This window comes from Chryseobacterium sp. 1B4 (genome assembly GCF_036631475.1).
Lineage (GTDB): Bacteria > Bacteroidota > Bacteroidia > Flavobacteriales > Weeksellaceae > Chryseobacterium.
In genome coordinates, this window is the sequence record NZ_JAPNUF010000008.1 from 435,470 (window position 1) to 447,732 (window position 12,263).

11 protein-coding genes are annotated in these 12,263 nt (G+C 37.3%); 7 read left to right on the top strand and 4 right to left on the bottom strand.

Annotated elements, in window-relative coordinates; all coding sequences use genetic code 11:
- Positions 1-115 precede the first annotated feature (115 nt).
- Together OWR28_RS18340 and OWR28_RS18345 are read right to left on the bottom strand one after the other, a co-directional pair.
- On the bottom strand, positions 116-742 hold the full coding sequence (locus OWR28_RS18340) for a hypothetical protein (RefSeq protein WP_332387928.1): 627 nt from the start codon (positions 740-742) through the stop codon (positions 116-118).
- Position 743: 1 nt separating this feature from the next.
- Complete coding sequence (locus tag OWR28_RS18345; RefSeq protein WP_332387929.1) at positions 744-1,100, bottom strand: PadR family transcriptional regulator; 357 nt, start codon at positions 1,098-1,100, stop codon at positions 744-746.
- Between the two features lie 256 nt (positions 1,101-1,356).
- On the opposite strand from OWR28_RS18345, the gene ahcY reads away from it, so the two are divergent.
- From ahcY to OWR28_RS18365, 4 genes are all read left to right on the top strand, one after another.
- A complete protein-coding gene (gene ahcY, locus OWR28_RS18350) occupies positions 1,357-2,670 on the top strand; it encodes an adenosylhomocysteinase (protein WP_332387930.1) in 1,314 nt (437 codons plus the stop codon).
- Positions 2,671-2,771: 101 nt separating this feature from the next.
- Positions 2,772-3,581, top strand: coding sequence for a hypothetical protein (locus OWR28_RS18355; RefSeq protein WP_332387931.1), 810 nt, complete (start codon positions 2,772-2,774; stop codon positions 3,579-3,581).
- 352 nt (positions 3,582-3,933) lie between these two features.
- Complete coding sequence (gene yiaA, locus OWR28_RS18360) at positions 3,934-4,326, top strand: inner membrane protein YiaA (RefSeq protein ID WP_332387932.1); 393 nt, start codon at positions 3,934-3,936, stop codon at positions 4,324-4,326.
- A gap of 367 nt (positions 4,327-4,693) precedes the next feature.
- Positions 4,694-6,319 (top strand): BspA family leucine-rich repeat surface protein, encoded by a 1,626-nt coding sequence (locus OWR28_RS18365; RefSeq protein WP_332387933.1) that lies wholly within the window; start codon positions 4,694-4,696, stop codon positions 6,317-6,319.
- 50 nt (positions 6,320-6,369) lie between these two features.
- Here OWR28_RS18365 and purE read toward each other — a convergent pair whose 3' ends face one another.
- Positions 6,370-6,873, bottom strand: coding sequence for a 5-(carboxyamino)imidazole ribonucleotide mutase (gene purE / locus OWR28_RS18370; RefSeq protein WP_332387934.1), 504 nt, complete (start codon positions 6,871-6,873; stop codon positions 6,370-6,372).
- Between the two features lie 228 nt (positions 6,874-7,101).
- Here purE and OWR28_RS18375 point away from each other — a divergent pair, with 228 nt between their 5' ends.
- From OWR28_RS18375 to OWR28_RS18385, 3 genes are all read left to right on the top strand, one after another.
- A complete protein-coding gene (locus tag OWR28_RS18375; RefSeq protein WP_332387935.1) occupies positions 7,102-8,010 on the top strand; it encodes a DMT family transporter in 909 nt (302 codons plus the stop codon).
- A 183-nt stretch (positions 8,011-8,193) separates the two neighbouring features.
- Positions 8,194-8,712, top strand: a complete 519-nt coding sequence (locus OWR28_RS18380) for a hypothetical protein (RefSeq protein WP_332387936.1) — start codon at positions 8,194-8,196, stop codon at positions 8,710-8,712.
- Positions 8,713-8,718: 6 nt separating this feature from the next.
- Positions 8,719-10,842, top strand: coding sequence for a cation:proton antiporter (locus tag OWR28_RS18385; RefSeq protein WP_332387937.1), 2,124 nt, complete (start codon positions 8,719-8,721; stop codon positions 10,840-10,842).
- A gap of 295 nt (positions 10,843-11,137) precedes the next feature.
- On the opposite strand, the gene OWR28_RS18390 is transcribed toward OWR28_RS18385, so the two are convergent.
- Complete coding sequence (locus OWR28_RS18390) at positions 11,138-12,250, bottom strand: 5-(carboxyamino)imidazole ribonucleotide synthase (protein WP_332387938.1); 1,113 nt, start codon at positions 12,248-12,250, stop codon at positions 11,138-11,140.
- Positions 12,251-12,263 lie beyond the last annotated feature (13 nt).

Consider the following 12,263-nt stretch of genomic DNA (forward strand, 5'->3'; position numbering starts at 1 on the left):
AAGATGGGAAGCCCGGATAAATTTTCAATGGCTATAACCAGGCATTTTGCTTTTATCAGTACATAACTTTTCTGAAGAATGATACACCCTTTCAGGAAGTATCATTCTTTTTATTTTAGGCAAATCTAAAGTTTTCAACAGTATTTTTTGTTCTCAATGACCTTTTTAATTTCAATAAAAGTGTTATCAAAAAATAAAATAGGACTCCCATCAATATTGTAACTGGAATAAACCCATTTCCAAGTATTTCAAAGTTCTGCAATTTCTCATTTTCCATAAATCCTCCATATTGAAAGATTTCGCCTTTTTTATAATAAAAACCAACATTGTCAGGAAAGAAGAGCTTTCCAAAGATCAGAACCACAAATGAAAAAAGAAATAAATACAGAATGAAAAATATAAAATAGATTATTCCATGTGAAAAATTTAAAATCAATGCCTGAAAAATGTGAACAGGATTGAAGGTTTTCGTGGCCTGAATCAGTTTTTTATCTGCAAATAACGGTTTCAAAATTTCACCTGGAATACCAATCTCGTCAAGTGTATCAATGAGTTTTTTTAATTCATTGCTTTCATCACTCTTTTTAGACATACTTTCATAAATATGGCTATTAAACTCCATCAGGATATCCGTATGATCTTCGCGGCTAAGTTTCTTTGTCGCTGATTGTATTTGCTTTAAATAGTTCTCATAGATGTCTTGAGCATCAGCATTTTTGAATTGTATTTTTTCGAATTTCATTTTATATTAATTTATTCAGTACATTTTGTAAATCGCTCCATTGATTTTTCATTTCTTCAAGGGTTTTATTTCCGGTTTCAGACAGGTAATAATACTTTCTGGGAATTCCGGTTTCCTGCTCAACCCATTTCGATTCTAAAAGGTGATCAGTTTTTAATCTGTTCATGAGTGGATAAAGTGTTCCTTCCGCAATTTCAATATTCGTTAAAGTCTTTATTTTTTCAATGAGTTCGTACCCATAAAGTTCATTTTCTTTCAGCACAAGGAGAACAACAAATGATAAAGTTCCCTTTTTTACCTGTGATTGCCACTTATCAATAAAATCCTTATTCATATGGCAAACATAAACAAAATACATAGTATAACAAAGTATATAGTTAAAAAAAACACATAGAATATAAATTAATTTCATAAATTAAATCCTATATTCCTATTATACAGCATTATATATACTCAAAATTACCATTTTATTGTTATTTATTTCAAAAAAAACAATAACTATTCATACTATATCTCATCATTAGAGTGAACTTAGTCTACCGTTTTTATATCTTAATTATAAATCGTAATTTTGCCTTTCGTTATCAATTGAATTTAAAAACTATTCATTACATATGAGTACTACAACACAATACCTTCCTTATAAAGTTAAGGATATCTCCCTTGCAGAATGGGGTAGAAAAGAAATTACCCTTGCAGAAGCAGAAATGCCAGGTCTGATGGCTATCCGTGAAGAATACGGGCCATCTCAGCCACTGAAAGGAGCAAGAATCGCAGGATGTCTTCACATGACGATCCAGACGGCTGTGCTTATCGAGACTCTGGTAGCCTTAGGAGCTGAAGTTACCTGGTCATCTTGTAATATTTTCTCTACACAGGATCACGCTGCTGCTGCAATTGCTGCTGCAGGAATTCCGGTGTATGCGTGGAAAGGATTAAATGAGGAGGAATTTGACTGGTGTATTGAGCAGACTTTATTCTTTGGGGAAGACAGAAAGCCATTAAACATGATTCTGGATGATGGTGGAGATTTAACAAACATGGTTTTTGATAAATATCCTGAATTAACAAAAGATATCAAAGGGCTTTCTGAAGAAACCACTACAGGAGTACACAGACTATATGAAAGAATGAAGAACGGAACTTTAGTAATGCCAGCCATTAACGTAAATGATTCTGTAACTAAATCTAAATTCGACAACAAATACGGATGTAAGGAATCTGCTGTAGATGCAGTAAGAAGAGCTACAGACGTAATGCTAGCCGGAAAAAGAGTGGTAGTTTGCGGATACGGAGACGTAGGTAAAGGTACTGCAGCTTCGTTCAGAGGGGCAGGTTCTATCGTTACCGTTACGGAAATTGATCCGATCTGTGCACTTCAGGCTGCTATGGACGGTTATGAAGTAAAAAGATTAGACACTGTGGTAGACAATGCTGATATCATCATTACTACAACAGGTAACTTCAATATCGTAAGAGGAGAGCATTTCCTTAAAATGAAAGATAAAGCGATCGTTTGTAACATCGGTCACTTCGATAATGAAATCGATATGGCATGGTTAAACAAAAACTATGGTCATACCAAATCTGAAGTGAAACCTCAGGTTGACATCTATACTGTTGAAGGCAAAGAAGTGATCATTCTTGCAGAAGGCAGATTGGTAAACTTAGGTTGTGCTACAGGCCACCCAAGTTTTGTAATGTCTAATTCTTTCTCTAACCAGACTTTGGCTCAGATCGAGCTATGGAATAATTCTGCTGCTTATAAAAACGAAGTATATACACTTCCTAAGCATTTAGATGAAAAAGTAGCTGCTTTACACCTTAAGAAATTAAGCGTAGAGCTTGAAACTCTTTCTCCTGAGCAGGCTGCGTACATTGGAGTAGAAGTACAAGGGCCATTCAAACCTGAGTATTACAGATACTAAGAGAATCTAAACATGATATGATCCCGCTATTTTTAAGATAGTGGGATTTTTTTATAAAACATTATACAGTATTCCTTATTTTTGCCCACAAAAAAAATACCATGAGAAAATTATTATTTCTGGGAATGATGGGTGCTGCCGTATCCTTTAACAGCTGCAGCAGTAATGATGATAATGAGGAAGCTCATACACCTTCCGAACAGCCTCAGCTATTACTGAGTAAGGTAACCACCGTTTATTACGATAATCCTTCCGATCCTGAAACAACTGTTTCAACTTTGAGTTATAACAGTCAGAGACAATTAATCAAAACAATTTCAGAAGGAAGAACTTCAACCTTCGAATATGATAATGCCGGAAAACCTTCAAAAACAATCTATTATAAGCCTGATGGTACGATAGATTATTATTCAGTCTATACTTACAATGGTGATCAGCTGACAAATGTAAAAGCGATTTACACAAACTCTAATTATAACAGAACAGTCACCTATAATTATAACACTAACGGGCAGGTGATCTCTTCCACACTCTGTCAGAATCCTGAATGTTCCAACCCTGGAACTGATACGTATGTGTATAATGGAAATAATATTTCATCTGAAACGTCAACATGGGGAGGAACTATAACTTACAGCAACAAAAGTGATTTTTCTTATGATGACAAACTCAATCCTTACACCAATATCAATAAATATATTAAAATTATGATGGGAAGGGCTTATACTTTAAGCAAGAATAATTATCTCGTAGAAAAAATAAGCTTTAAAAATAACGGAGTATGGCAGCAAAGCCAGACTGTAACTTATACCATACAATACAACAGCTCCGGATTACCGGTTCAGGTTGTTGGAAAAGAAGCTGACGGAAGTCTTTCCGTTCAGTACAATTACGAATACATCACCCAATAACAGTAAGCTCTCCAATTCTGGAGCGTTTTTTGATAAGCTGACACGTTACTTATTCATACTCCTCACTTTAGACTTTCCATATCCAGCTCCCCTATTCTATCAGACGTTGGGAGATGAACATTGCTACTGAAGCAGGAAAATTTGAATTACGAAATTCGATTCATCGTAATATCCACTCAATAGGAACGGGCTTTAGCCCGTTTACTATGAATAAAATCCATTGGCTTCAGCCGAAACTTATTATAATAAGCAAATGGCACCGTACTTTACCCATATTTCCTTTTTCTAAAGGTTCTATTTATAAAAAATGAATATCTTAGCCCTCTTAAAATAAAAAATAAAACATTAAACTATGAAAAAACAAAGAGTGTCGAATGCATTTATTGCTGCGTCGTGGGTAGCATTGGGAGCAGGAATGATCGGTTTCATTGTCGGTCTTGCAAGAGCTGAAATGCAGCTGAATGAGAAAGGATATTATTTCACCATCCTGCTTTATGGTCTATTTGCTGTTGTTTCTTTGCAGAAAGCCGTAAGGGACAGATTAGAAAACATTCAGGTTACGGATATTTATTATGGAATCTGCTGGTTTGCCACATTATCATCTATTGTCTTACTGGCCATAGGGCTTTGGAATGCCACCATCCTTCCAAGTGAAAAAGGTTTTTATGCCTTTGCCTTTTTGCTCGCTCTTTTCGGAGCCATAGCCGTTCAGAAAAACACCCGGGACAATATGATTCAGGAATAAAACAAACTCTCCAATCCGGGGAGTTTTTTTCATTATACCACTTTACTAAATAATACAAAATTCTATAAAATTTACATTTAAATTAAAAATATATTGATTTTTTCGTATTTTAGCTTTGCTTATTTCACAAACTAATGACATGTACAAAACTTTTACTTTTCACTCAGCATATCATCTTATTATTTCATCTTACAAAAACTCAAAGCCGGATTGGAAAATGATGGACGCTCTTATCGCTTTATCCATGCTACCTGCAGGTTTTAAACAAGAATAAAATCCATTCATCCAATAACCATAAACTAATACCATAAAATAATAAACATGATTCCAAAAAATTCCTACACTCATTTTTCTTTTGCTGATATTCATGGCAAAGGCACAAAATGAATTTATCACCGTATGGAAGCCCAGCCTTCCTCCGCCATCCTATCCTTATATAGGAATTCCTGTTAACTCAAATAATAATCAGATCTGGTTTCCCGGAAGAGGAACCAATTACAAGATATATTGGGAAGAAATAGGATATCCGTCTCACAGCGCTACTCTAGAAAATGTAACTTCTGCCTATCAGATCCTGATAGATTTCGGAACCCCGCTCAATCCAAATCCATCTGATGCTACTTACCGTGTAAAAGTAAGTAACGGAAATGGAAATTTTCATCAGATAAGGTTTGCCGACTGGGACATTTTTGATGATAACGGAATTGTAGGAGATGTTCATAAGATACAATTGATTGAACAGTGGGGAAACATTCAATGGTCCTCTATGGAGCAGGCATTTCAGGCTTGTAAAATTTTAGACTTTACTGCAACAGACATTCCTGACTTGAAGCTGGTAGCCGATATGTCCTATATGTTTTTTGGATGCTATGGTTTAATAGGAAATCCTACTATCAACGACTGGAATACATCTAAAGTAACTACTCTGTTGGGAACTTTTGCAGGATGCTTTGTGTTCAATCAGCCGGTTGGTAACTGGAACACTTCCAATGTTACCATGATGGCCATTACCTTCAATGTGGCCAAACTTTTTAATCAGCCTCTCGCAAATTGGGATACTTCTAAAGTAACTTATACTACTGCCATGTTTAATGGGGCTGCCGAATTTAATCAGCCTATCGGCAATTGGGATATGTCAAGTAATTTTGAGACTGAGCTTATGTTTGCGGGTGCATTGAAATTCAATCAGCCCATAGGAAACTGGAATACCTCAAATGTTATAGAAATGAATGGTATGTTTTTTAACGCAAAAGCATTTGACCAGGACATCGGCGGCTGGGATACCCATAACGTAAAATTTATGCATAATATGTTTCAGGCTGCAGAGAACTTTAACCGCGATATTTCCAATTGGGATACCAAAAAAGTAGAATGGATGGCGGATATGTTTAATGGGGCTAAAAAATTCAACCAGGATATCGGTAAATGGGATGTAAGTTCCGTAAAAAATATGAATAACATGTTCAGCAATGCAATTGTTTTTAATCAAAATCTGGGAAGCTGGAATCTCAGTTCACTGCAAAATGCTTCCAATATGTTTAAAAATTCAGCATTAAGCTGCCAGAACTATGACAGCACTCTTTATGGCTGGAGCCTGAATCCATTAACCGCTGATAACATCAACCTTTCTTCGGTTTCCCCTCTTACTTATTCTCACAATGCAGCGGTAACCGCCAGAAATTATTTGATCAACAGTAAAGGCTGGACAATCAGCGGAGATGCATACAATGGGGAATGCCACTCATTTCTTGGAACTTCTGATGTAAAGATAAAAGGGGAAATCAATATTTATCCGAATCCTGCCACAGATATTATTTATGTAAAAAATTCCGATGCAAAAGATTTCAAAATTATTGATTTGAGCGGGAGAATTATTGCAGGCGGAAATCTGGTAAATGAACAGATTAATATCCGGTCTTTAACTCCCGGAAGTTATATTTTACAGCTTTCTTCAAAACAAGATATCCGAAATCTGAAATTCATTAAAAAGTAAAACAAAAGCCTCACTGTAAAGTGAGGCTTCTATCTTGAGTTTAAAATAAACTATTTATCAAAATGATTGGGATGCTGAGCTTTGATATCATCTACTGTTCCCAATACTTTATCTTTTAAAGAATCCTGATATTTCTGAAGTTTGGCTGCCACTTCTTCATTACCGCTTCCCATAATTTTTGCGGCTAGAATCCCTGCATTCAAAGCGCCGTTCAGAGCTACGGTAGCAACCGGTATTCCGCCGGGCATCTGAAGGATAGATAAAACAGAATCCCAACCGTCTATAGAATTACTGGAAAGGATCGGAACCCCGATTACCGGAAGTGTAGTGCAGCTGGCTACCATTCCCGGAAGATGAGCTGCGCCTCCTGCTCCCGCTACGATTACTTTCAAACCTCTCTCCTGGGCTGTTTTTGCATAATCGAACATTCTTTCCGGTGTTCTGTGTGCTGAAACTACAGTTAATTCATAAGGGATATCAAGGCTTTTAAGAAAATTTGCAGCCTGTTCCATGATCGGCAGATCACTCTGACTGCCCATAATAATTCCTACCATCTTCAATTTTATTAGATGTCCAAAGATAAAAAATTAAAATGTAAAGGTGAAAGGCAACAATTTTCCTAAACAATTTATTTTTTCAATAGATGTACATTTTTACTATTTAAATAATTAATAATGATCTTTTTGGCGTAAATTTTTCATCTGTACTCTTATAAATAACAGCATCTGTATCCATTACGATCCCTTTGAAAATGGATATATTTGCTGTAACACCACATTAAATTGAAAGATTATAAACTTACACTGGCTGTATGTACCGTTGCTATTGTCTGGGGTACTACGTTTTTATCGATAAGGGTTGCGGTAGAAACTATTCCCGCATGGTTTGTAGCAGGAATACGTCAGTCTCTCGCCGCTGTGATCATGTTTCTTATTCTCACCTATAAAAAAGAGTTTAAATGGATTGGATGGAACAACCTGAAATATCAGCTTATCTTTTCAACTTTAATGCTTGTGGTAGCCAACGGAATGACAACCGTTGCTGAAGAAGAAGTGACAAGCAGCCTGACCTCGCTGATAAGTGCATGCTCTCCTATTCTGGTATTTTTCGGTAGCATGGCTTTAGGACTTCAGAAATTCAGCTGGCGGGCTTTTGCAGGAGTTGTTTTATGCTTTAGCGGAATCCTGTTCATATTCTGGGACGGCATCAATGATCTTAAGAATCCGGATTATGCCCTTGGTATTCTGTTTTTATTTATTGCCATTGCCGGGTGGGCTTCAGGAACAATTTTCACGAAAAAGCTTAATATTCAAAGCGGAAATATTTCTCTGAACCTTTTTTACCAGTTTGCATTTGCAGGCATTATACAAATCATTTTTGCATTTCTTTTTACAGAAAATTATAATTTCGGAAACTGGAGCCTGAAAAGCATTTCTGCCATGCTGTATTTATCCTGTCTCGGTTCTGTAGCAGCGTTTTTTGCCTTTCACTATGCACTTACCAAAGTTTCTCCTGTTCAGGTATCCATACTGGCTTATATCAATACAGTCATCTCTATTTTTCTAAGCTGGCTGATTCTTGATGAAAAAATTTCTGCCAAATTCATCATTGCAGCAATACTGATCATTGTGGGGGTTTTTGTTATTAATTACAATCCGGCTATGTTTAAAAAACAAAGAATCGAGTCGTAAGAAAAAATAAACTCAGGCATATCAGGCTCTCTATTCTTCTGTTTTTGAGTTTATTAAATACATTTAAAATCAGAGCTTCGTGGGATAGGTTTCATATTTCCTTCATTTTTCCTATATTGTATACTCCAACCGATACAATATGCTGAAAAACACATTTTTTTATTTCTGGCAGCTTCTCTTCTATTGGTAAGCTGTGATTACAAAGAGAAGGAAAAGAACCTGACAGACAGGGAAAAACAATTATTAGAGAAAGAAAAGCTCTTTGCCAAGAAAGAATCCGAATACCAGTCGCTCCTGAAAATGAGAGACAGTATTTTTGCTAAAAAAGATTCTGTGGTAATTGCTGCATGGCCAGCTGAGATCTCCGGCCCATGGAACGGAAAAGTGATCTGTACAGAATCCAACTGCAGTGAATATGCTGTGGGTGACCAGCGTACCGATATCTGGGAATTTGATAATGATCCTACCCAGCCTGTCACCAAAATTATCAATAACAATAATCTGGTAAGGCTGTATACGGGTAAATTTGAGAATAATGAAATCAGATTGTCTTTCAAAACAGATTCTACAGCCAAAAAGAATGTAGAAATGAACGTTCTTCTTAATGATATTTCGGACAACAAGATCAAAGGAACAAGAACCATCACTTCTGATGGCTGTACCGCCAAGTTCTCTGTTGAATTAGTACGTTCCACAAAATAAACACTTATGATTTTACTGAGTATACACAATCTGAGTCTACCCATAGAAGATCCGGTGCTGAAATTCCTTTTGGTACTGGTCATCATTCTGGCAGCTCCCCTGCTGCTTAATAAAATTAAAGTTCCGCATCTTTTGGGACTTATTATTGCCGGTGCGATCATTGGCCCGAACGGATTCAATGTATTGTCCAGGGACAGCAGTATTGTAGTAACCGGAACTACCGGACTACTCTACATTATGTTTCTGGCCGGACTTGAGATTGATATGGGAGACTTCAAAAAGAACAAATGGAAAAGTCTCACTTTTGGTATTTATACCTTTACAGTTCCTTTTGTATTAGGATATCTGGGAGGATACTATATTCTTCATTTTTCAATGCTGACCTCTATCCTGTTTGCCAGCCTTTTCTCGTCACATACCCTTATTGCCTACCCGCTGGTGAGCAAGTTGGGAATTGCAAAAAACAAAGCAGTTAATATTACTGTCGGAGGTACCATGATCACAGATATTCTTGCTTTACTGGTACTTGCCGTGATTGTGGGAATGTCTCAGGGAGACGTCGGAACAGAATTCTGGGTCAAATTATCTGTGTCTTTTGTGGTTTTTGCATTAATTGTATTAATTGTATTCCCTATCATAGGACGCTGGTTCTTCAAACGGGTAGATGATAAAATCTCTCAGTATATTTTTGTACTGGTTATGATTTATCTGGCAGCCATGCTTGCTGAGCTGGCCGGTGTGGAAGCCATTATCGGGGCATTCTTTGCAGGCTTGGCGTTAAACAGACTTATTCCTCACACCTCTTCTTTAATGAACAGGGTTGAGTTTGTGGGAAATGCGATCTTTATTCCGTTCTTCCTGATCAGTGTAGGAATGCTGATTGATTTTAAAGTGTTCTTTAAAAGCTGGGAAACGCTGGAAGTAGCTGCTATTATGCTGGCAGCTTCCATCGGAGGGAAATATCTTTCTGCTGTTGCTACTCAAAAAACATTCAGACTCACCAAAGAGGAAGGAAAACTGATCTTCGGATTAAGTTCCGCTTCTGCAGCTGCCACCCTGGCTTCAGTAATGGTTGGATACAATATTATTCTTTCTGAAACGGAAACCGGAGAACCCGTAAGATTGTTGAATGAACATGTACTGAACGGAAGTATCCTCTTAATCCTTGTTTCATGTACCATTTCCTCTTTCATTTCGATGGCGAGTGCCCAGAAAATTGCTGAAAGCGATAATGAAGATACCGTTTCCGGAAATACACATGAGGAAGAAAATATCCTGTTAGCTATTAATCATGAAGCAACGGTTGAAAGAATGGTGAATCTGGGAATCCTGATCAAGGCCCATTCCAATACAGAAGACCTGTTTGCCCTGAATGTGATCAATGAAGATAAGAATGAATCTTCAGTGAAAAATGCTGAAAAACTTCTTCATCAGGCAGCTGATGCAGCTGCCGCGGCAGATGTTACACTACAGGCTTTAAAAAGATACGACAATGATGTGATCAATGGAGTCAATAATGTGATTAAAGAGCAGAAAATCACAGACCTCATCATCGGGTTAGAGGATGAAAAAGGATTCTCTCCCTCTTTCGTTTACAATCTCTACAACGGTTATCTGCAGAATGATGATGTGAATGTACTGGTATATCATGCAGCACAGCCTCTTTCCACCATTAAGAAATATGCCGTAATGATTCCGGAAAATGCCCATCAGGAAGCAGGATTCTTCCATGCACTGTTGAGAGTATGGAATATTGCCAGAAACTCCGGAGCTACCATTGTTTTTTATGCCCCGGAAAATATTATTGACATTCTTCAGAAAATTATCAAAAAAGCCAATATAGAAGCAGAATTTATCATCATGAACACATGGCAGGATGGGGAAAGGACCGCAGCCGGATTAAAGGATGATGAAGCTTTGATTATCCTGATGGCTAAACGGGGGATGAAATCCTATATTCCAAGAATGAGACTCATTCCGGAACTTCTGAACAGAAACCTCAGTGATAACAACTATCTGCTGATTTTCCCCTTCTCTGAATATGATAAAAACAGTCCCGAGGTACGTTCTGTAGGAAATCATGGGGATTTTGTGGAGATTGGGAATGTGATTCAGAAGATTTTTAAATAAAAGAAAAGGTGATAGGCTGGAAGCTGGAAGAAGGATGCTGGAAGTTACTCATCTGCGAATAACCATTTTTTATCAGATCATTAAAAAATTTCACTCATCAATAAGGTCGGGCTTTAGCCCGATATAAACAACATGAATGCGTTTGGTTTAGCCGAAACTTAATTTAGATTTCGGCTAAAGCCAATTGAATTATAATCATTCATAAACGGGCTTTAGCCCGTTTATGAATGATTACACAACAAAAAAGGAGCGGTTTTAAAGATAAAACCACTCCTTTTTATATTTGAAAAATGATTTACTCAGCAATCACTCTTACCATTCCCTTCACCATGACAAGCTTTTCCATAAGCTCTTCTCTGGAATCTGCAAGGACATTGATATGTCCCATTTTTCTTCCCGGTTTGGTTTCTGTTTTTCCGTATAAATGGATGTAGGTTTCAGGCAGTCTAAGGACATCTTCTATTCCTTCATAGACTACTTTTCCGGCATATCCTTCAGCTCCTACAAGATTCAGCATTCCGCTGTATGTAATGGCATCGGTATCAGCTAAGGGTAAATTTTTTACCACACGGTACATCTGCTCAAACTGCGAATTGGTATTACCTTCCTGGCTCTGGTGTCCTGAATTATGAAGTCTTGGTGCTGTTTCATTCACCCATACTTTTCCTTCCTTATCAAGGAATAATTCGATGGCAAATAATCCCGGAGAATTAACCGCATTTAAAAATTTCTCGGTAATGGAATCAATCTGGTTCTGAACATCCTCTGTTAAAAGTACCGGGCATACATTGAAGTCCAAAAGATTCAGTTTCGGGTCTGCCACCATTTCCGTTACAGGGAAAATATTGGTTTCTCCTTTTTCGTTTCTTGCAACAATAACAGAAAGTTCTTTATCAATATCCACAAGGCTTTCTATAACCGAAGCTTCTGTCCAGATGTGCTGGTAATCTTCTTCCGTCCTGATAACCTGAACTCCTTTCCCGTCATATCCGCCAGTATTCATTTTCTGAACGAATGGTAACGGCATGATAATCTTTTCATCACTGTTCCATACCACCTGGAATTCCGGGCTTGGAATATTGTGAGCTTTATAAAATTCTTTCTGAAGGATCTTTTGCTGGATGGTTTTGATAATATTGGCATTGGGAACCACTTTTATCCCCTGCTTTTCAAGTTCTGCCAATGCATCCGCATTTACGTGTTCTATTTCAATGGTTACAACATCTTTATCTTTTCCGAAGTTCAAAACCGTGTCATAGTCATTGAAATTTCCCTGCGTAAAATACGAGATATTGTGACATGGTGCATCAGATGCAGGATCCAGAGTATAAAACTCATCATCATACTTCAGTGCACTCTGTATCAGCATTCTTCCCAGCTGCCCGCCTCCCAGAATTCCTATTTTCATTTTTTATTTTTAT

Excerpts from the sequence above, each read along its gene's own strand:
- OWR28_RS18340 (WP_332387928.1), bottom strand. The coding sequence starts at position 742 with ATGAAATTCGAAAAAATACAATTCAAAAATGCTGATGCTCAAGACATC.
- OWR28_RS18345 (WP_332387929.1), bottom strand. The coding sequence starts at position 1,100 with ATGTATTTTGTTTATGTTTGCCATATGAATAAGGATTTTATTGATAAG.
- ahcY (WP_332387930.1), top strand. The coding sequence starts at position 1,357 with ATGAGTACTACAACACAATACCTTCCTTATAAAGTTAAGGATATCTCC.
- OWR28_RS18355 (WP_332387931.1), top strand. The coding sequence starts at position 2,772 with ATGAGAAAATTATTATTTCTGGGAATGATGGGTGCTGCCGTATCCTTT.
- yiaA (WP_332387932.1), top strand. The coding sequence starts at position 3,934 with ATGAAAAAACAAAGAGTGTCGAATGCATTTATTGCTGCGTCGTGGGTA.
- OWR28_RS18365 (WP_332387933.1), top strand. The coding sequence starts at position 4,694 with ATGGCAAAGGCACAAAATGAATTTATCACCGTATGGAAGCCCAGCCTT.
- purE (WP_332387934.1), bottom strand. The coding sequence starts at position 6,873 with ATGGTAGGAATTATTATGGGCAGTCAGAGTGATCTGCCGATCATGGAA.
- OWR28_RS18385 (WP_332387937.1), top strand. The coding sequence starts at position 8,719 with ATGATTTTACTGAGTATACACAATCTGAGTCTACCCATAGAAGATCCG.
- OWR28_RS18390 (WP_332387938.1), bottom strand. The coding sequence starts at position 12,250 with ATGAAAATAGGAATTCTGGGAGGCGGGCAGCTGGGAAGAATGCTGATA.